This is a genomic window from uncultured Chloroflexus sp. (assembly GCF_937129525.1).
In the GTDB taxonomy this organism is placed as follows: Bacteria; Chloroflexota; Chloroflexia; order Chloroflexales; family Chloroflexaceae; genus Chloroflexus.
In genome coordinates, this window is record NZ_CAKZNK010000101.1 from 1 (window position 1) to 20,164 (window position 20,164).

The following is a 20,164-nucleotide window of genomic DNA, read 5'->3' on the forward strand; positions in this document are numbered from 1 at the left end:
CTGTGACGCAGCGGCGCGCCTCAGGTTCCCCTCACGTGAAAGCTGGCGGCATGCCCTGTGACGCAGCGGCGCGCCTCAGGTTTCCCTCACGTGAAAGCTGGCGGTATGCGCTGTGACGCAGCGGCGCGCCTCAGGTTCCCCTCACGTAAAAGCTGGCGGTATGCGCTGTGACGCAGCGGCGCGCCTCAGGTTCCCCTCACGTGAAAGCTGGCGGCATGCCCTGTGACGCAGCGGCGCGTGAGCGCAGCATCCGGCCCGCCGTGTCCGCCAGCAGCGCTGCGCGTCAGTGCCTTCTTATCCGCGCGTAAAGATGGAAACGATAGAAAAAGGGGAGACATGCATGTCTCCCCTTAAGGAACAGTGCTTGATCGGGATTGGACACAGCGCAGCTACACCGATCTCTTCGACAAGACTGGCTCGCCCACGCTACGCCATCATCACCTGCCCAACCATGCGCGCATTTGGGCAATCTCGGCCTCTTGCGCGCTGATGATAGCCTCGGCTAACTGTTTGATTTCAAGATGTTCCGCATGCTGTAACGCATCGCGCGCCATTGCAATCGCGCCCTCGTGGTGAGGGATCATTGCTTCGAGAAACCGTTGATCGAACGATTCATCACCGGCGGGAACTGTCATTGGCCCCATCTCCATGCCCATCCCATTGGTTGGCGGTAGATCGGGGTACCAGGCTTGCCGCCATTGTCGCATCTGCGCAATTTCGGCCTCTTGCGCAACAATAATCGCTTCAGCTAGTTGTCGAATCTGCTCGTTTTGACTCTCTGCCAACACTTGCCGCGCCATCGTGATCGCACCTTCGTGATGTTCGATCATGCTGTCGATGAAGCGCGCGTCATACGGGACACCTTGATCGTGTGCCATGGAATGATCCATCGTGTGCGTTGCGGCTGGCGCCGATGGTTGACTGCACGCAACTAATATCACTGCAAACGACCAGATGAATAGATGTTTCATGCCTTCCTCGCTGTACATTGTCAACTCACCGAGACCAATATACGGTATCAGCTTCACAAATGACTTAAATGATTGCTTAGAAATTGTCGGACGGCATGGCGCTGGCTACGCCTGACCCATTCTCTGCCGAATTTCATAGCTCTCTGTCTGGCAAGTTTTTACAGTATCTGGTTTGCAAAATCCCAAAATTAGTGTATACTCACTATAGAAGTAAGGAAGTTCTTCATTCCAGGGAGATGCACTATGGAGATGGCCGGTCTCATCGCGCTCGCGCAGGGTGTCGGCGCATTAATAATAGCCGGATTGGCCTGGACGCTCGTTATACTGGTGCGATCCGCCTGTCGGCCTCGCGCTGACTTTCAGCCGTCTCAACCACGCCCATCAGCATCCCCGCAATCTCAGCCCGAGCGGCAGTCTCAAAGCTTCGAAAGCTTACATTAAGCTATTTCTTCCATAAAATGATCGGGCAGAACATAGACACGCTATTTCGCTAGCGTCGGCCTCGCTGCCACCTATGGCTGATAACCTGTTGCAATCATTGCGCAGGATAGCCGGTACCGTAACGCAGTAATGAACAGCCGTATGCCGAAACAGTTATCGGTTTTGCGTCGGTCGTTAATTCACAGCCTCACCCGTAGGTTGTCGATGAAGCCAGGCTTGAACATACTCCGCAGATTACATTCGCTTGTCTTGCATTGCGCCGTAATATCTGTCATCTCCGCTTCAAGTGCCGGCCCCTGCTCTTTCACGGGTGAACAGACAGGCAACAAACACCCTCGCTGACATTCAGCGCAACAATCGCAGCAACCGTGACCAGTGCCGGCAGAATCAATGCGCGATAGATGGAACCATCCGGCTGTCACCGACCGCAACACGTTGAACTAGCTCAAACACGTCGTGCCGATTGATGCATAGCAACCCCAAACAAGGCGCCTGGATTGGGAGCGCACCAAATGACCGTCATCACCGCTCCCCACGAACGATCCTGCAACGCCAGACGCTGCCCCATACCGCCTGTCTGTCATCGATACCCTTCGGCCTGCATTAGAAAGAGACGAGCATACGTTCCCTGGCGAGATAACAACTCCTGATGCGTCCCCATTTCGGTAATCTGACCATGTTCAAGCACGACAATTCGGTCAGCCATGCGCACAGTCGAAAAACGATGACTGATCAGCACCGCGATCCGCCCTGCGGTCAGATCCCGAAACCGTTGAAAGATCTCGTACTCACGCTCGGCATCAAGCGCAGCCGTCGGCTCATCAAGCACCAGCACTTCACTGTCACGCATAAATGCGCGACTCAGCGCAATTTTCTGCCATTGTCCGCCTGATAGTTCTGCCCCGTGCTCAAACCAACGCCCCAACATCGTCTCGAAACCAGCCGGTAGCTCTCTCAGCACCTCATCGGCGCCACCCCGGGTCGCCGCCTCTCGGATCCGCGGTTCGTTGGTCAGTTGATCAATCTGGCCAAAACCGATATTTTCGCGCGCTGTGGCCTGATAGCGAACGAAATCCTGAAAGATCACGCCAATCCGCTGTCGTAGTTCAGCCAGATTGTAGTCGCGCAGATCAACCCCATCGAGCAGAATCTGGCCTTCGGTCGGGTCATACAACCGCGTGAGTAACTTGATCAATGTTGTCTTGCCCGCGCCATTCGAACCTACCAGCGCAATCTTCTCACCCGGCGCAATTCGCAGGTTGATGTTACGCAACGCCCAATCTTCGCGGCCAGGGTAGCGAAAACTTACATGACGAAACTCGATCCCGGATCGAATAGGACGCGGCACCGGCAGATTGCGACCGTTAGTCATGCGCGGCTCAAGCGCCAGAAAATCGAACAGGTTGGACAAGAACAGTCCGCCTTCGTAGAGCTGCGCCAGATTACCGAATAATGTTTGCACCACCGACTGACTCTGACGGAAGAGCGTCAGGTAGAAGGTCATCCCTCCCAGCGTAATGACGCCGGCCACCGTCTGCCAGACGATCCAGCCGTAGGCCACGTAATAGCCGGCGCTAGCCACAACACCCCACAAGGTGCTGATCAACGACCGTCGGCGGGCCAATGCTTCATCTTCATGAAAAAAGCGCTGAAATTGCTCTTGATGGCGCTGGATCAGAGGTTCTCCGAGCGAAAACAACTTCACTTCTTTCGCCGCCGCATCAACTGTCAGGAGATGCTCAAGATATTGCATCCGGCGAAACTCCGGCGCTCGCCAGGTCAACAATCGAAAACGCAAGTGGCTAAAATGGGTCTGGGCCAGAAAAGCCGGAATTGTCGCGCCAAACAATAACAACGCGACCAGCGGACTAAACCAGAGCAGACTGGCGGCAAAAGAGAGCAATGTCAGGATTTGTTGGATCGCGCTAAAGACCGTGTTAATGATCATTATCGCGCGAAAGTTGGTCTCGCGGCGCGCATTTTGTAGCTTGTCGTAATACTGCGCATCTTCAAAGTAGTGCAGATCGAGTAAGAGCGCTTTGCGCATAATTAACAGATTAACCAGATTACTCAGCCGCGCATGCAGGATATGTTCACTCAACGACCGACCTTGCATCAGCGCTGCGCCCAGCGTGATCAGCCCAAACTCGGCCAACAGCCAGGGTAATGTCTGCCTGAGACCGTTCAATGCATCAACACCATCCTGAATTGACATCACCACTGTGTCAACAATCAGCTTGCCAGCATACGCCTGCGCCAGGGGCAAGCCAGCCGCCAGCAACGTAATCACCGCCATCGCTATCGTATGCAGACGGTCGGCCTGCCAGACCAGGCGAAACGCTGCCGGCACATTACGCAACACCTTGCGGGTCTCCAGTAACCATTGCCGTAATGTCTGCGGACGAGACAGTGTGGGAAGGGGACGCGGTCGTCCGCGGGGAGGTTCAGTCATCATTGTTCACTCCTGAAATCTCGCGCTTGTGCTAGCATGATACGCAATCAGACGCGCAACTTTTGCCGACAGTTGCGCGTCTGATTGGACAAATGAGTGACTGCCTGCCTGGACACCACACGTGTTGCCTGGCACAGCGCAGAGAGGTGTCATTCGGTTGTTCCGTCATCCATTCGCCGTCGGAGTGTTGTTATGGAGACCATCATCACGCTCGCCAGTTCGCTGGGACTGGCAACGGCCACCGGCCTCAACGCCTACCTCCCCTTACTCACCGTCAGCGTATTGTCTCGGCTCGGCCTCATTCAGCTTGGCGAGCCGTTTGATCTCCTGGCCCACCCGATCACGATGATTGTTCTCGCTATACTGGCCATCATCGATTTTATCGGCGACAAAGTTCCCGCAGTTGACAGCGTCCTCCATATTATCGGTCTGGTGATCAGCCCGATTGCCGGCGCCATTGTGGCGCTTGCCGCTGCGCAAGACATCATTACCATTCATCCGGCCATCGTTGCCGTCGCCGCCATCATCGCCGCTGCCGGCACTCAGGGCGCGCGCGCCAGCATCCGGCCTGCCGTCACTGCCGCTACCGGTGGCACTGCCAACACCTTTCTCAGCTTCCTGGAAGATGCGATCTCGTTTGTGCTCAGCCTGCTCGCCATCTTCGTGCCCATTCTTGCGCTTATCATCGCGCTCGTTCTCGCCTTCATTGCCTACCGCTTCATTCGCGGCGCCGCCCGGGTCTGGCGCGAGGCCAGGTTGCGCCGAAATGGCATATCACGGGTATCATGATAGTGTGCCGGTTGCCTGCGACCGGCAAAGCTTCCAATGAGCCAAGAACCTGCCTGCCAGTTCAGGAGACGAGATGACACCGCAACCACTCACCGACCTCCGTCGCCGGGTACCGGAAGCCAAAAAGCTGATTGCCACTCTGCTTACCAACCTGCTCGGCCCGGTGGAACTCAGTTACGACTTCTACCGCGAATGGAATGGTTGCTGGAAGGTGCGTGTCGCTATCAGCGGCAGCGCCGCCGGTACGCTCGATTTTACCCTGCTGAGCACACCATCTGGTGGTATGCTGGCGATGCCGCGTCCACTGCCCGAACGCTGGCGCGCGCAAACCGGCATTACCGCCAGTGATGGCACTGTCTGGACGCTTGACGAGGCAGGCAATCTGGTGCCATTTGCCAACCGGTGAAGAGTTGTATCACTTTGGCGAGAGTTTCTATGCAGTCCGATCAAACTACCCGCAATGTCATCGGCAGCGCGCTTGCGCCATGCAGCTTGCAACCACTCACCGGCTTTTTTCGCACCGGTTGCTGTGAAACCGGCCCTCATGACATCGGTCTGCACGTGGTCTGCGCCCAGGTTACCGCTGAATTTCTCGCGTTCAGCCGTTCGCGCGGTAACGATCTCATCACTCCGCGCCCTGAATACAACTTCCCCGGCCTCAAACCGGGTGACCGCTGGTGTCTTTGCGCTCTACGCTGGCTCGAAGCCTATGAAGCTGGTGTTGCCCCGCCGGTGATCCTCGCCGCTACCCACGAAGCTGCGTTGAAGATCATCCCGCGTGAAGTCTTGTTGCGTTATGCGCTCGACGTGACCGGCGCAGATAGGACAATTTGAATCATACCAGGACTACATCCAGGACGCTGCGATGACCGCCAATGCTGGCGCCACCTGCCATAGTCAGTATTGCCGGTCAAGCGGCTCGTCCGATGAGGGGATGGATTGAGTGCGCAAGCAGCCCACCCCACCTCACGACTGTATCGGCCATCTTGCCTTGACACCATTGCATTGCCCGTCTATACTCTTTGCGCTATGCGTACTGCACTGATTCGCTGTTGCGCCCTGATCAGCCTGAGCGCGCTCCTGGTGGTCGCGCTCAGCGTTGCAGTCTGGATCGATAACGCTGCGCTGCGCGGCATCGCTGAACATTCACCGATCAACCAGCCGTTTCCCTACAGTGATAGCCCTGCTCTCGGCGTCAACGTCTTCAACCTCCACCTCGAACCCGACCCGGCAGCCATCGATCGCACCTTCGCCCTTGCCCGCGACCTCGGCGCGCGCTATGTGCGCATGCAGGTGCCCTGGGATGACATCGAAATCCACGGACGCGGCGATTTTACCGACCGCCGCAATGCAGCGACCATCGGCATTGTATCGAGCTGGGCCAAATACGACCGGATCGTTGCTTCAGCAGTAGCGCATGGGATTGAGCTAATCATGCGCGTTGATCGGCCACCGGCCTGGGCTTGCGAACAGAGCTGCGCCACCCCGGAATTTCAGGCAGGTCTGGCGATCGACGGCAATTCCATTGCGCCACCCGACGATCTGCGCGATTACGGTCGCTTCCTTTCCACACTGGCAGCTCGCTACCGCGGTCAGGTGCGATACTTCCAAATCTGGAATGAACCTAATCTGAAGAATGAGTGGGGCTGGCAAGATCCGAAACCGGCTGATTTCCTGGCGCTGCTGCGGATCGGCTATGAGGCAGTGAAAGAGGCAAATCCCGAAGCTGTCGTCCTCTTCCCCGGATTGGCTCCGACTGACGGCCTCGATCCGCGCGCGCCGATGAGTGAGTTAGAGTACCTCGATGCGATCTACACGCTCGGCGGCGCAGCCTATTTTGACATCATGGCCGCGCAAAATTATGGTCTTGGCCAACCCCCATCAGAACATCGTTACGTCTTTCTACGCGGACGCGATAACTGGCGCTGGGATCGACCAATCGATACCCGCAACGATGTCAGTCGGGTGGTGCTGCTGCGCGAAGTAATGGAGCGCCACGACGATCTGGCCACGCCGGTTTGGGTGACAGAGTTTGGTTACAATGCAGCGCCGGAGATCATACCACCTGAACGACGCTTCGTCTGGGGGCCACCGGTTGATGAAGCGACCAAAGGCGCCTATCTGGTAGCCCAAATCGAGCGCGCCCGTCGCGAGTGGCCATGGATGGGGGTGATGAACGTCTGGATGTTGCGTTACGGCGGCTACGCTGAACCCAATCCCGCCGATCCAACCCCCTATTTTGCGCTGGTAAGCCGTGACTGGCAGATCTTACCATCGTATACCATCCTACGCGATTATCTGCAAGCGCCACCGGTAGCGCATATCGGTGTGCATCATTGGGATCATCCCGCCGTGACGGCAACCAGTGCCGGCTGGGAGGTGCGATTTGCCGGCACTGCCATTGAACTGCAAGGCGGCCAGCCGGTTAGCGCGCTGCTGAATGGCGCGCCGGTAACCTTGCGGAATAACGCACTGTCCGATCTCCCCGATCAGATACATACCCTGACCATTCAGAGCGATCCACCACCGACCGGGTTTGTCGTCAGTCGCGCGTTGCCAGGGCGAACGATCGGCAACTATGGGCCATTCCTCCTCTTTGTGGCGCTGGCTGCGCTCAGCGCCTTGACCATGCGCGCAGCTCTAAACGTACTCGATCACATCTTGATCGGCTGGCAACGCCTCGATGTCCACCGCCGCGAGTGGATCATCTTCGCTCTGCAAGGCCTCACGCTGGCTTTCGCTTATCGCGCCTCGGCGCAATTGCCGCTAACCATTCTTGGCATCGTGCCGTTTATCGGTCTTGCCCTCGCGCGCCCGGATCTGGCCGCGCGATGGGTAGCCATTACCGCCCCACTCTACTTCTTACCCAAAGGGTTATTTGATGCGCGCTTTGGCATCCGCGACAGCGGCATCTATCTCCCCCTGCACGAAATCGTCTTGCTGATTGCAACCGTCGCTACTATCATCCACGACTGGCCATTCCGACGCCGCCTTGCAATCTCCCAACTAGCGCCAACCGGTTGGCGCTATCGTCGCGAGACCATCATCAGCCTGGCCCCTGTCGGATTGGTATTGCTTGCCGGAGTCTGGGGCGTATTGATCGCTGAAGCGCGCGGCTCTGCTTTGCGCGAGCTGCGCTGGATGATCGTCGAACCGTTGCTCTTTGCCGCGCTACTCTGGTGGCACGAACGGCAAGGTCGCGTAGTTATCGTGCCGACCGTGATCGGCTGGCTCATCGCCGGCGCAATCTCGGCGCTGGTTGCGTTAGCCCAAACAGGTGGAATCAACCTGACACCGCTGTTCGGTATCAAAATCGGCCATGGATCCGATCTGGTCGCTACCGAAGGCGTTGTGCGCGCAACCGGATTTTACGGCCATCCTAACAATCTCGGCCTGGCAATGGGCCGGGTCTGGCCACTGGCTGCGGCGCTGGCCTGGAGCGCATGGCGGCAACACCGCCGCCGGAACGCGCTGGCAATGGGAACTACCGCGCTGCTGGCGCTGGCTGCGCTTGGCATTTCCTTCTCGCGCGGCGCTTATCTGGGCGCTATCGTGGCTGCTGGCGCGCTGGTCGGCTTCACAGTTGCGCCTCGCTACCGCCGATTTATCTTGATCGGTGGCATCATCGCGCTGGTTCTGATCACCATTTCGTTCACGCTCCTCGGGATTGAGCGACTGAGTCTGTTTACCGGCAGCAGTGCCATCCGACTCGCCACCTGGCGCGCTGCGCTGGCAATGCTGGCCGATCACCCGCTCGGCATCGGTCTCGACCAGTTTCTCGTCGTCTATCCACGCTACATCGATCCGGCGCTGCGCGATACCAGCGAAATCTACACGGCCCATCCCCACAACCTCATCCTTGACCTGCTGTTGCGTGGCGGGCCGCTCTTACTGATCGGATTGGGATGGGCCACCTGGCGCATACTACGCGCGCCAACACTGCATCCGAATTCGGCCCTGGCCATCGGCGCAGCAGCTACCATAGCTGGAGCGCTGATTCATGGACTGGTAGATGCATTTTATTTTTGGCCTGATCTTGCCATTGCCTTCTGGTTGCTGGCCATAGCTGCACAGCGAGAGGATCAACATCCACCATCAGCTCTTTCTGTTCCATCGCCGCCAGATCGAACTCTTCGGCCACCTCCGGAGTGCTGAATTCTTCGACGAACGTGACGACAGATCGGATTGTTAAACCAAACCCTCGCTGACTGCAAAAAATGCAGGGCAAATCTGGATCTGGCTCAATCTTCTGGCGCAAGCGATAAACACGATTTTTCAGCAAATCACGCACGTCGTTAAAATGTGATCCGGCGTAGAATGTTTCAGCCATAGCGAAAAACGAAGCCGTCTGGCGAGGTGATCGGATCACAAAGAGCAACAACTCCATTTCGTTTTGGCTCAAAGGGATGATCCGACCCGCAACGCTCACCTGGCAGAGCGAGCGATGAACTAGCAGAGATGGGGCCGGCAGGCAGGGAGCTAAAGAGGGTTCTTTGATCAACCGTTGCCGCCTGGCTAAAAAGCGTACTCGCGCATACCGGCGCTTGACCTGCTGAATAGCACAATAGATACCAATAAAGAAACTTTCTTCTAAACCATATTTTAATCTATATGAATATGTAAAACAGACATCAAAGTATTTGTTATATAAAACAACAATCGGTTCAGAGTTTTGCAACAAATGATTTGCAATATTTTTAAGAAAAGAGGCTGGCGAAATATCTAAATTAAAAATCAAAGCATCAAATGTTGTTTGCGATAAATATTGCTCTGCTTCCTCCACATCACTTGACACAACTGCGGCCCATTTCCGTTGACACAGCGCGTTCACCAGCGCATCGCGCCGATACGTATCTTCGTCCATCAGCAACGCAATTCCGTTCAGCATAACATTCACTCCCAGAGCCGGCAAAAGTGTGTGGCAGAGTATACGATATACCTGAATGCTTACAACTACCTGCAATCCCTATTTGCTCATAGTACCATTTGCCCACCCTGAACGATGCGTAACGAATCTGTTTCTGGCTTCTATATACTTGCTTTCAATCCGTAAACATTGAATAGTTTTGCAATAAACAAACAACGTATATCAATACAGAATGGATTTCATCTAAATTATTCATATCAAGTTCTAGCTATCATTGCGCGATACACCATCAGCGCCATCCACCCGAATCATCACTCTGCATCGCAGTGGTATAATGCGGGTATGGCAAAAACGCGCACAATCTTCGTTTGTCAGCAATGTGGCGCTCACCAGAGTCGCTGGATGGGGAAATGCCCTGAGTGCGGCGCCTGGGATAGCCTGGTCGAACAACTCCTGGCTTCATCCCGCTCTGCCAGCGCCGCTCGCGTCATTCCATCCGGCCATGGCCAGCCGGTACGCCTGCGCGATGTGCCGCTCGCCGATTTTCAGCGCCTCCCGGTGTATGCCGATGAATTCGCTCGTGTGTTGGGCGGCGGACTCGTCCCCGGTTCGGTTGTTTTAATCGGCGGCGATCCCGGCGTCGGCAAATCAACCCTGCTCGGACAGGTCGCGGCCCACTTCGCCGCCAGTGTCGGCCCCGCCCTCTACGTCAGCGCCGAAGAGTCGGCCCAACAGATCCGCCTGCGCGCCGAACGGCTCGGTCTCATTGCCGATGACCTCTTCTTGCTCGCCGAAACGTCACTCGACCTGATCATCGAGCATATTCGCAAGCTACGTCCGCGCCTGGTGATCGTCGACTCAATTCAGACGGTCTATTTGCCTGAACTCACCAGCGCCGCCGGCAGCGTCTCACAGGTGCGTGAAGGCGCATTACGCCTGATGCAACTGGCGAAGGAGACTGCCATCCCGATCGTACTGGTTGGTCACGTCACCAAAGAGGGCGCTATCGCCGGCCCCCGCGTGCTCGAACACATCGTCGATGTCGTCCTTTATCTCGAAGGTGACCGATTCCACCATTTCCGCCTGCTGCGTGGGGTCAAAAACCGCTTCGGCAGCACCAACGAAGTGGGTGTGTTTGAAATGACCGGCGATGGCCTGCGCGAAGTGCGGAACCCATCACAGGTCTTTCTCGCTGAACGCAATACCCATAGCCCCGGCTCGACAGTTGCGGTAACCCTCGAAGGTACACGCCCATTACTGGTCGAAGTGCAGGCCCTTACGTCGCACACCGGCAATGCCCAACCGCGCCGCACCACCAACGGGTTTGACCTGAACCGACTGTTGATGCTCACGGCTGTGCTCTCAAAGCGCGTAGGCCTGCCGCTGTTTAATCAAGACCTGTATGTCAATATTGTTGGTGGATTGCGTATCAGCGAACCGGCTGCCGATCTTGCGGTCGCGCTGGCTATCGCTTCATCCTATCGCAATCAGCGGATCGCGCCCGATGTGGTCTGCCTCGGCGAAGTCGGTCTATCGGGTGAACTGCGCAGCGTGAGCCAGCTTGATCGCCGCCTGAGTGAAGCGGCCAAGCTGGGCTTCCGTCAGGCAGTTGTGCCGATTCATTCAACACCGGAGGCGCCACCAGGATTGACGGTTACTCCGGTGCGTTCGTTAGCGGAAGCGGTTGAACTCCTCACCCGGAAAGTAGCATCTTCATCAACTGAGACCGATGAAGGGTGAGACATGAGACTTAGTCTCGATTTGATTGCGCGCCTGATCGGGTTTATCTGGATAGGTTACTTCGGCCTGTGGGTGGGAATCTCGCTCTCTGGCCCAAACCCCAATTCAGAACAACTCCTTGCCACTGCATTACTTGCGCTTGCCGGTGGCGCCCTGGGCTTTATTCTGCTCCCCCGGTTCACTGTTAATCCGCTCCGCTTGTTGCTCAGGCAAGCGCGCACAGCTCCACTTAGCGATGTCCTCCTCGTAGCAATCGGTATTCTGTTGGGATTACTGGCCGGTGTGATGGCCACCATACCGCTTGCTGCGCTGCCCGCGCCTTATGGCAATATCTTGCCCGTTATTGCGACGATCATTCTCGTCTACTTTGGCGCATCGATTCTGTATCAGCGCAAACACGATCTGATCGAGTTGATCAAACATCTGGGGCAGTCGCGCGCTACCGTGATCGCTCCGCCCCCTCAAACCGACCCGACTTCATTACCATCACCCACTGAACGACGCTATCTGCTCGATACCAGCGCCATCATCGATGGTCGCATCGCCGCTATAGCGCGCACCGGATTTTTGGAAGGAACATTGCTGGTGCCGTCTTTTGTCCTGGCTGAATTACAACTCCTGGCCGACTCAAATGATGATTTACGCCGGCAAAAAGGTCGGCGTGGCCTTGAGCTACTCAATCAGATGCAACAATCAGCGCCTTTGCCAATCGAGATCGTTCATTTCGATCTGCCCGACACCATACGGGTTGACGATAAATTGATTGAGTTAGCCCGCTTGCATAAGTGTCCGATTATTACCAATGATTACAATCTCAATCGCGTCGCCGGTTTGCAAGGTCTCAAGGTACTGAGCCTCAATCAATTGAGCGACGCGCTCCGCCCACCGGTCATTCAGGATCAACGATTACAGGTGTTGATCCGCAATGAAGGAAATACCCGCCAGCAAGGGGTTGGCTACCTCGATGACGGCACGCCGGTCATTGTGGAAAATGCCCGTCATCTGATTGGAACCACGATTGAGGTTGTTGTCACTCGCGTTCACCAGACCCAAACCGGACGACTCGTCTTTGCCATCCCCGTCGAGGAGGCGTAAATGCGCGCCGTGATACAACGGGTCACCGAGGCATCAGTGACGGTCGAGGGCAATGTTGTTGGCGCCATCGGCCATGGTCTATTGATTTTGCTGGGAGTCGCACAAACCGACACCGGCGATGATGTTGAGTTACTGGCCGAAAAGATTGCCAACCTGCGCATCTTCAGTGACCAGGAGGGTAAATTTAACCTTTCCGTGCTTGATGTGGGTGGCTCAGCGCTGGTCGTATCACAGTTTACCTTGTACGCCGACACCCGCAAAGGTCGTCGCCCCAGCTTTACTGCTGCCGCGCCACCTGACATCGCAGCGCCGCTTGTCGATGCCTTCGCCGCTGCGTTGCGCGCGCGCGCCGTCCCCGTCGCCACCGGCGTGTTTGGCGCGATGATGCGAGTGGCGCTGATCAATGACGGCCCGGTGACCATTGTGATCGACAGCGCCGAATTGCGTCTGCCGCGCCGATCGGCCCGATGACCGGTCACATCCCGTTAATGCGCTTCAGGTATAATAAAGACTATGGAATCGTTGATCTTTCGCATTCAACGAGAAGCAGACATCTATGTGGCGCTTAGCGCCGGTCGCCGGCTGGCAACCGAATTGCAATTTAGCGAAACGGATCGCACGCGGGTAGAGATCTGTATTCTCGAACTCGCCCACAATTTGATTCGCCACGCCGGAGGTGGCGAGATCGAAATTATGCCGGTTCATCGCGACCCGGCAATGATGGGCATTGCCGTTGAAGCGCGAGATCGCGGCCCCGGTATTCCTGACATCGATCTGGCGCTGCGCGATGGTTACAGCACAACCCATTCGCTCGGCGCCGGCTTGCCCGGCGTGCGCCGATTGATGGATGAATTCTCTATTCATTCAACTCCTGGCGTCGGCACGTGTGTGCGCGCAGTGAAATGGCATTCGACCCGGAGACCTTAATCTATGAAATTTTCTTGGGGGGCAGCGTTACGACCCAAGCTCGGTCAGCGTGTGAGTGGCGATGCGTATGTCATTTTGCCATACCAGACCGATCAATTACTGACTGCCGTTATTGATGGTCTGGGAGGAGGTGATGCCGCTGCTGAAGCTGCGCGCCGCGCCGTTGCCGTTTTGGAAAGTAATCCAACCCTTGATTTGACCGAACTGATGCGACAGGCTGATCGCGCCCTTGCCGGAAGTCGGGGGGCGGTTATGGCGCTGCTCCGGCTTGATGCCGGTGAGCGCGCCGCCGAGTTTGTTGGAGTAGGCAATGTTGGCGCATACGTTTACAGCGATCTGCCCATTAAGCCGATCTCGAAGAATGGTATTGTCGGCTATCGCTTGCCGCAGCTTCTTCGCTTTGCCTACACCTACAATTCTGGCGATATCTTCGTTTTATATAGCGATGGCATTTCAAGCCGATTCCTGACAGAACTGCCTCCTGCGTGGCATCAATCGCCACAACAGATCGCCGATGAGATTTTGGCCCGCTTCGGCAAAGACAACGATGATGCCACTGTCGTGGTTGTGCGGAGTGAATAGCGGTAGTCACCCATTGTCTGTATGACGGACACACTGCACCACTGGCTCCAAATCCGACAGACCGATCTCTTGCGACGCTGGCATGACCTGCGTGAGTCGAGCGCGGGCACAGTGGCAACCCAATCTCTGCTTGACCCCGCTCGTTTCGCCGCAGCCCTTACTGCTGCTGCCAGTGGCGATCATCAGGCCCTCCGCACCCTGTTCCACGAATTGACCGCCGAAGAACTCGAAGTCGATCTCCCAACCCTGGTTCGCCATCTTCATCAGCTTCATCGCGCAACTCGCGCCGTCTTATTGCATGACAACCCAGACCTGGCAGCGCTCGATGCGCTCGCCGAACTCTTCGAACACGTTATCACCATGCTGCTCGAGGTCTGGAATGAACATACAAGTCATTTGATCAGCGAACGTGAATTCATTGCCGCCAGCCTCGATGCCGCTTCAGCGGCAGCCGATCAGCGCGCATTACAGCTCAAAGCGCTCAACGATATTTCGCAGCGCCTGTCGGCAACCCTCAACCGCGATGCTTTGCTCGAGATTGTGATTGATAGTCTGGAAACTTTAACCGGCGCCTATCACGTCGCTGTGTGGCTGACCGATCACAATAGCGGGCAACTGCGCGTCGTGGCCAGTCGCGGTAGCACTGACGGCCCGCCGGCAGGATACATTTTGCCGAATACAAACCCGACCATTCGGGCAGCATTTACCGGCTCTACCAGCACCTTTTGGCCCGCGATACCCGACGATCCCGATCACAACTGGCTGATTGCCGGCTGTAGCGCGTTGATCATCCCCATGATTGGCGGCGAGGGACCAATCGGCGCGGTCACGCTGCAAGAATTGCACAATCCAATCGATCTGCGCTTCATGCAAGATCTTGCCCAGAGTGTCGCCAGCCAGGCCACCATTGCGTTGCAGAATGCCGAGCTGTACCATACCATCCGCACCCTCAACGCGGAATTGGAACAGCGCGTGATCGAGCGCACCCGCGAGCTAGAAGAAGAGAAGGATCGCCTCGCCACGTTGCACGCAATCGCCCTACAGGTAAACCAGACGCTCGATCTCGACCAGATTCTGAACAACTCGCTCGAGATGCTGGCCCGCATTGTGCAGGCAGAGAACGCTTCGATCATGCTGACCGAAGAAGACAATCCCAGTCTGCTGGTGACGCGCGCTATCCTGGGCGCTAAGGTCTCGCCTGAAAATACCGTTCGCTTCGCTATCGGTCAGGGTATCGCCGGTTGGGCTGCCCAACATGGCCAAACTGTGCTGGTACACGACGTGACTCAGGATGATCGCTGGGTCACCGTCCCGGGGAGTCACCGAAAACGCGAAGGGTCGATGATCGCAGTGCCGCTCTTCGTGCAGGGCGAAGTTATCGGCGTCATGACTCTCTCGCATCGACATACGCACTTCTTTCACGAAGGGCATGTGCGATTGCTCAATGCCTGCGCCGGCGCAATTGCCATCGGCATTAACAATGCTACCCTGTTCCGCATGATCAGCGCCGAGGCCGAACGACGCTACGAACTGCTCGACCGCCAGCAAAAAGAGACCAGTCAGATTGCCGCCATTCTGCAAAGCTTGCTTGATGGCGTCATCGTGTGCGATCTGTACGGCGGCGTGTTAAGCATCAACCAGGCCGCCAGCCGCATTCTCCACCGCCCGGTCGAAGAGTTGTTGCTCTGGAATTTGCACGATATTATTCAGCGCTACCTCGGCAATCACGCCGCTGAATTGCCGCTCGATGAGCTGCTGCGACGGCCTCTGCACCTTGATGGCACTGCCCGCACCTTCAATACCACTGCCGTCATCAATGGCCGGACAATCAACTTTTCGCTCAGCCCGGTGCTGAAAGAAGATGATGAGTTGCTGGGCGCGCTGCTGGTGTTGCGCGATATTACCCGCGAAGTCGAAGCTGACCGGATGAAGAATGAGTTCATCGGCACGATGTCGCACGAGCTGCGCACGCCGATGACTGCGATCAAAGGGTTTACCCAATTGCTGGCCATGGGTGGCCTCGGTCAACTCAACGATACCCAACGTGAGTTCGTCAATACGATCTACAATAACACCGAGCGCATGATTAATCTGATCAACGATGTGCTCGAAATCACCAAGATCGAGTCGGGCAGTATCGATCTCGAATGGCGTTCGCTCCATCTCGCCGAGGCGCTAAGCGGCGTCATTGCCGAGCTTCAACCGCAAATCCTCCAGCGCCAGCATCAATTGACGATCTCGATCCCGCCCGGATTACCATTGATCCGTGCCGATTCAGTGCGTCTGCATCAGATTCTCCACCACGTGCTGCTCAACGCCATCAAATACACCCCAAACGGCGGCAAGATCTCTATCGTTGCTCGCGAGACTATGAATGTCGATCTACCCGAACCGGCGCGCAGTATGCTGAGTGATAACCGACGTTACCTTCTCCTCAGCATCAGCGATACCGGCGTCGGTATCCGTCCAGAAGATCTGCCGCGTATCTTCGACCGCTTCTTCCGCACTGACAACCCACTTAAGGTCGAAGCAGGCGGTACCGGTCTCGGCCTCTCGATTGTTAAGCCACTGGTCGAGTTACTTGGCGGGCGAATCTGGGTAGAGAGTGTGGTCAATCAAGGCAGCACCTTCTTTATCGCCCTCCCGGTCGCTCCTGAACGCAGTTGAGAGAGTAGAACCGGCCTCACGCTCTAAGCCTCTCCCTATGAGATCATAATGAGATCATACCCGTGACCGATGTTACGCCAGTCTATTGTGTTATAATGCGCACTCATAACATACCGGCATTACCGACCACGGAGGAAGCGCGCATGACGCCTCTGATAGGAATATCCTGCGGAACCTTTCGCGACCGCGACTGGTGTCCGCCTTCATACGGCCATCGCCAGACCTACGTTGACGCCGTGCTACGGGCCGGCGGCGCGCCGCTACTCATCCCGCCATTGCTTGACGCAACTGCGTTGCGCGCCATCTACGACCAGCTCGATGGCCTGTTGCTTGCCGGCGGTGGCGACATCTCCCCTAATCACTATGGTGACCAGCCTCACGAGCGGCTGGGAGCGATCGACCCACCGCGTGATATGGCTGAGCTGCGCCTTGCCCGTTGGGCTGCCGCCGACGGCAAACCGCTGCTCGGCATTTGCCGCGGCGTTCAGTTGATCAATGTGGCGTTAGGGGGATCACTCTATCAGGATATTCCAACCCAGCTCGGTTCGGCAATCGATCATAATGCTTCGTATGCCCGTGAAGACTGGACATTCCTCGCTCATTCGATGACGATTGCGCCTGACTCGCGCCTGGCTCGCTGCCTGGGAACGACCGATCTCATGATCAACTCGCTTCACCATCAGGCCGTGCGCCGGATCGCCCCCAGCCTGCGGGCTGTGGCATGGGCGCCCGATGGCGTCATCGAAGCCCTCGAAAGTGAAGATCACCACTTCATTGTGGGCGTGCAATGCCATCCTGAAGCGCTGCAAGCAGCAGCCGACCCACGCTGGCAAGGACTCTTTGCTGACTTCGTCCAGAGTTGCCGCGACGCGCGTCGGCATAGTCGCGCTGCGTAACCGGAATTTTCCGCAACAGCTTGAATAGAACGATAGTTATCTATGACCGATCACCATCGTCCTCTGATTGGCATCACCGCCATGCACCACCATACCGGCGCCAATGGCCGCGCATTGCAGGCTGTGCGTTCCACCTACCTGCGCGCAATTGAAGCTGCCGGTGGCATCCCGCTCATCATCTATTTGACCGACGATCTCAGCGCCATTCACGCGCTTTACAACTACTGCGCCGGGATCTTGTTGCCCGGTGGCGATGATGTCGATCCGATCCACTACGGCGAAGATCCACATCCGCAACTCGGGTCTGTCGATCCACAACGCGACGCAGTCGAATTAGCGCTGGCGCGTCGGGCAAAGACTGATGGCAAACCGCTGCTCGGTATCTGCCGCGGCCTCCAGGTGATCAACGTTGCCCTTGGTGGTTCACTCTACCAGGATATTCCATCGCAATACGACACTGCGATTGATCACCGCGCCAATTCCCGCTCACAAGCCTGGACGGATCTGACCCATCCAATGACCATCGCAGCCGATTCACGCCTGGCAACCATTTTGAAGACGGATCAGATTGGGTGTAATACGATGCACCATCAGGCCATAAAAACGCTTGCCCCCGGCCTGCGGGCAGTGGCGTATGCGCCTGATGGGATTGTTGAGGCGGTTGAGTCGACCGGCGATCAGTATCTGCTAGCAGTGCAGTGCCACCCTGAACACCTTTGGAACAGCAGCGAACCACGCTGGCAGGCGCTCTTTGCCGATTTTATCGCTGCCTGCCGCCACCAGCCAACACCACCACCTTCCAGCAGCCAATAACACCGGTATGGTCCCTTCCCAGTTATCAATTCCGGCGCAACGTGGTTTACGTTTACAAAGCGGCAGTTGGTTGACTGCCGGCATTTGTAATGCTGTGGTATCTACCCTATGATCGGTATCTTCGATTCCGGCCTTGGCGGGCTAACAGTTACCCGCGCCATCCGTAACCGTTTACCCACTGCCGATCTGATCTATCTGGCCGATAGCGCCTATTGCCCGTATGGCCCGCGTCCGGCAGCCGAGGTTCGCAGTCGCGCCCTGGCTTGCGGACGCTGGCTGGTCGAGCAGGGCGCGCAGATCGTGGTAGTCGCTTGCAATACTGCGACTGCTGCCGCGATTGAGCTATTGCGCAGCGAATTGCCTGTCGCAGTAGTCGGGATGGAACCGGGTGTGAAACCGGCGGTTGCAGCTTCGCGACGGGGTAAAGTGGCCGTGATGGCAACCAGCGGCACCCTTGCCAGTGACCGCTTTCGCGCGCTGGTCAACGCCTACGCCGCTGATGTCGAGGTCTATACGCTCGCCTGCCCCGATCTAGTTACTCAGGTTGAGAACGGCGCCCTTGACGATGATCAGACTCGCGCGCTTATTGCCGATTATCTCGCAACCATTCCCGATGCCGACGTGATCGTGTTGGGATGCACGCACTTTCCGCCGCTCACCCCGTTGATCAGCGCCTGTGCCGGGCCCAAAGTAACTATCATTGATACTGGCCCGGCAGTTGCTGCGCAAACCGCGCGCGTTGCCGAACGAATTGGACTCCCTAACGGTTCCGGCACGCTGCGCTGTTACACTACTGGCGACCCGCAACAAATTGCGCCCGCGCTCGCGAATGTGTGGGGAGAGGCGTTACCTCTCACCAGAGTAAACATACCATAATCACTGATGTCGGCGGATAGGGCCACCGCTCCACCCGGCAGCCCAATGCCTCGAGAAGCGCAACGGAAGCGTCATCATTTTTCACAGCGACAGCAGCAATATGAGGGGTGACAGGTATGTCACCCCTCAGACAATGTCCTGTGGTAATGCGCGCAATCACCCGGTCGGATTTGGCGCCGCTTCTGCCGGAGGTTGCTCCATTGGCGGCACGTCTTCGGCAGGTGGCGTTGGTGTCGGCAACGGCTTGCCATCAGGACCAAGATCAGCCGGGTTGTATTCAAAGATGTCAGGCCACGGCTTAAAACGAGTTACAAACTCACGCCGCTCGATCTCTTTACCATCAGCATTGAGCACGATTCGGGTAAAATGAATATCCATACCGCCGCGCGCCGTATCGCTCTGCCGCGGTTGACCTACCGGGCGATCCGGCACGGCAACATACACCGGCTCGGTCGGCGGAGGCGTGCGGTTGGTAATCACCGGCCCTTCCAGCAGCACCTTACGACCGGTTTCCGGGCCATAGAGACGCACTTCAGCCAGATGACGCCGCGTATCAACCAGGGTCTGCATCAAAATCCAGCCCCCGGTATCATTGAGAAATTTCAAATCAGGGCCACCGGTAAAGATGGTGGCATCCATTCCCGGCCCATTGCCATACGGGCCATAACCGTAGCGATCGTACCAGCTAATATAGAACGAATGCCCCCAACGTTCGGTAATCGGCAAACCGGCCCAAAACGCAGCCCGGAAGACAGTGGTGCTATCCTGACAGATACCGCCACCCCACTCCAGTTGAGTGCGATTCTGGATAATTGCGTAACCCTCAACAAAACCGTTTGAGCTATCAATACGCCCAATCGTCTGGTTAAACGAAAACTCGCCGCCGGGCGGGATCAAGATGCCGTGCAGAAGCCGCATACCGGCTTGAATATTCGTCACGCGGTACGGCGCCGATCCGGTAAAATCGCTCTGACCCACTCCGATCAAGGTCGTAATGCCCAATTGATCAAGATTATCTGCGGTGATCGGGGGTGGAATCTCGCGGAAA

Annotated in this window: 16 protein-coding genes; 13 read left to right on the forward strand and 3 right to left on the reverse strand. The window is 56.8% G+C overall.

Annotated features, from left to right (window positions below; all coding sequences use genetic code 11):
* Positions 1-437 precede the first annotated feature (437 nt).
* Together Q0650_RS13160 and Q0650_RS13165 are read right to left on the reverse strand one after the other, a co-directional pair.
* Positions 438-989, reverse strand: a complete 552-nt coding sequence (locus tag Q0650_RS13160) for a DUF305 domain-containing protein (RefSeq protein WP_367280819.1) — start codon at positions 987-989, stop codon at positions 438-440.
* A gap of 1,003 nt (positions 990-1,992) precedes the next feature.
* Complete coding sequence (locus Q0650_RS13165) at positions 1,993-3,864, reverse strand: ABC transporter ATP-binding protein (RefSeq protein WP_367280820.1); 1,872 nt, start codon at positions 3,862-3,864, stop codon at positions 1,993-1,995.
* Between the two features lie 192 nt (positions 3,865-4,056).
* Here Q0650_RS13165 and Q0650_RS13170 point away from each other — a divergent pair, with 192 nt between their 5' ends.
* From Q0650_RS13170 to murI, 13 genes are all read left to right on the forward strand, one after another.
* Complete coding sequence (locus Q0650_RS13170; protein ID WP_298819682.1) at positions 4,057-4,653, forward strand: DUF4126 domain-containing protein; 597 nt, start codon at positions 4,057-4,059, stop codon at positions 4,651-4,653.
* A gap of 73 nt (positions 4,654-4,726) precedes the next feature.
* On the forward strand, positions 4,727-5,059 hold the full coding sequence (locus Q0650_RS13175) for a hypothetical protein (protein ID WP_298819684.1): 333 nt from the start codon (positions 4,727-4,729) through the stop codon (positions 5,057-5,059).
* A 29-nt stretch (positions 5,060-5,088) separates the two neighbouring features.
* A complete protein-coding gene (locus Q0650_RS13180; RefSeq protein WP_298819686.1) occupies positions 5,089-5,487 on the forward strand; it encodes a DUF2237 family protein in 399 nt (132 codons plus the stop codon).
* 195 nt (positions 5,488-5,682) lie between these two features.
* Complete coding sequence (locus tag Q0650_RS13185; RefSeq protein WP_298819688.1) at positions 5,683-8,808, forward strand: O-antigen ligase family protein; 3,126 nt, start codon at positions 5,683-5,685, stop codon at positions 8,806-8,808.
* A 1,054-nt stretch (positions 8,809-9,862) separates the two neighbouring features.
* Entirely contained in the window at positions 9,863-11,260 is a 1,398-nt protein-coding gene (gene radA, locus Q0650_RS13190; RefSeq protein ID WP_298819690.1) for a DNA repair protein RadA, read from the forward strand.
* A gap of 3 nt (positions 11,261-11,263) precedes the next feature.
* Positions 11,264-12,355, forward strand: coding sequence for a PIN/TRAM domain-containing protein (locus Q0650_RS13195; protein ID WP_298819692.1), 1,092 nt, complete (start codon positions 11,264-11,266; stop codon positions 12,353-12,355).
* Complete coding sequence (gene dtd / locus Q0650_RS13200; protein ID WP_298819694.1) at positions 12,356-12,826, forward strand: D-aminoacyl-tRNA deacylase; 471 nt, start codon at positions 12,356-12,358, stop codon at positions 12,824-12,826.
* A gap of 42 nt (positions 12,827-12,868) precedes the next feature.
* Positions 12,869-13,282 carry an anti-sigma regulatory factor gene (locus Q0650_RS13205; protein WP_298819696.1) on the forward strand — a complete coding sequence of 138 codons (414 nt, stop codon included), beginning with the start codon at positions 12,869-12,871 and terminating at the stop codon, positions 13,280-13,282.
* A 3-nt stretch (positions 13,283-13,285) separates the two neighbouring features.
* Positions 13,286-13,864 carry a SpoIIE family protein phosphatase gene (locus tag Q0650_RS13210; RefSeq protein WP_298819697.1) on the forward strand — a complete coding sequence of 193 codons (579 nt, stop codon included), beginning with the start codon at positions 13,286-13,288 and terminating at the stop codon, positions 13,862-13,864.
* Positions 13,865-13,885: 21 nt separating this feature from the next.
* Positions 13,886-16,531, forward strand: coding sequence for a GAF domain-containing protein (locus Q0650_RS13215; RefSeq protein WP_298819699.1), 2,646 nt, complete (start codon positions 13,886-13,888; stop codon positions 16,529-16,531).
* 143 nt (positions 16,532-16,674) lie between these two features.
* Positions 16,675-17,427 (forward strand): gamma-glutamyl-gamma-aminobutyrate hydrolase family protein, encoded by a 753-nt coding sequence (locus Q0650_RS13220; RefSeq protein ID WP_298819701.1) that lies wholly within the window; start codon positions 16,675-16,677, stop codon positions 17,425-17,427.
* A gap of 42 nt (positions 17,428-17,469) precedes the next feature.
* Positions 17,470-18,240, forward strand: a complete 771-nt coding sequence (locus Q0650_RS13225) for a gamma-glutamyl-gamma-aminobutyrate hydrolase family protein (RefSeq protein ID WP_298819703.1) — start codon at positions 17,470-17,472, stop codon at positions 18,238-18,240.
* Positions 18,241-18,348: 108 nt separating this feature from the next.
* Positions 18,349-19,116: a glutamate racemase gene (gene murI / locus Q0650_RS13230; RefSeq protein ID WP_298819704.1), complete on the forward strand. Its 768-nt coding sequence runs from the start codon at positions 18,349-18,351 to the stop codon at positions 19,114-19,116.
* A 156-nt stretch (positions 19,117-19,272) separates the two neighbouring features.
* On the opposite strand, the gene Q0650_RS13235 is transcribed toward murI, so the two are convergent.
* Positions 19,273-20,164: VanW family protein (locus Q0650_RS13235; protein WP_298819706.1), on the reverse strand; the 892-nt coding region annotated here is incomplete at its 5' end.

Excerpts from the sequence above, each read along its gene's own strand:
- Q0650_RS13160 (WP_367280819.1), bottom strand. The coding sequence starts at position 989 with ATGTACAGCGAGGAAGGCATGAAACATCTATTCATCTGGTCGTTTGCA.
- Q0650_RS13165 (WP_367280820.1), bottom strand. The coding sequence starts at position 3,864 with ATGACTGAACCTCCCCGCGGACGACCGCGTCCCCTTCCCACACTGTCT.
- Q0650_RS13170 (WP_298819682.1), top strand. The coding sequence starts at position 4,057 with ATGGAGACCATCATCACGCTCGCCAGTTCGCTGGGACTGGCAACGGCC.
- Q0650_RS13175 (WP_298819684.1), top strand. The coding sequence starts at position 4,727 with ATGACACCGCAACCACTCACCGACCTCCGTCGCCGGGTACCGGAAGCC.
- Q0650_RS13180 (WP_298819686.1), top strand. The coding sequence starts at position 5,089 with ATGCAGTCCGATCAAACTACCCGCAATGTCATCGGCAGCGCGCTTGCG.
- Q0650_RS13185 (WP_298819688.1), top strand. The coding sequence starts at position 5,683 with ATGCGTACTGCACTGATTCGCTGTTGCGCCCTGATCAGCCTGAGCGCG.
- radA (WP_298819690.1), top strand. The coding sequence starts at position 9,863 with ATGGCAAAAACGCGCACAATCTTCGTTTGTCAGCAATGTGGCGCTCAC.
- Q0650_RS13195 (WP_298819692.1), top strand. The coding sequence starts at position 11,264 with ATGAGACTTAGTCTCGATTTGATTGCGCGCCTGATCGGGTTTATCTGG.
- dtd (WP_298819694.1), top strand. The coding sequence starts at position 12,356 with ATGCGCGCCGTGATACAACGGGTCACCGAGGCATCAGTGACGGTCGAG.
- Q0650_RS13205 (WP_298819696.1), top strand. The coding sequence starts at position 12,869 with ATGGAATCGTTGATCTTTCGCATTCAACGAGAAGCAGACATCTATGTG.
- Q0650_RS13210 (WP_298819697.1), top strand. The coding sequence starts at position 13,286 with ATGAAATTTTCTTGGGGGGCAGCGTTACGACCCAAGCTCGGTCAGCGT.
- Q0650_RS13215 (WP_298819699.1), top strand. The coding sequence starts at position 13,886 with ATGACGGACACACTGCACCACTGGCTCCAAATCCGACAGACCGATCTC.
- Q0650_RS13220 (WP_298819701.1), top strand. The coding sequence starts at position 16,675 with ATGACGCCTCTGATAGGAATATCCTGCGGAACCTTTCGCGACCGCGAC.
- Q0650_RS13225 (WP_298819703.1), top strand. The coding sequence starts at position 17,470 with ATGACCGATCACCATCGTCCTCTGATTGGCATCACCGCCATGCACCAC.
- murI (WP_298819704.1), top strand. The coding sequence starts at position 18,349 with ATGATCGGTATCTTCGATTCCGGCCTTGGCGGGCTAACAGTTACCCGC.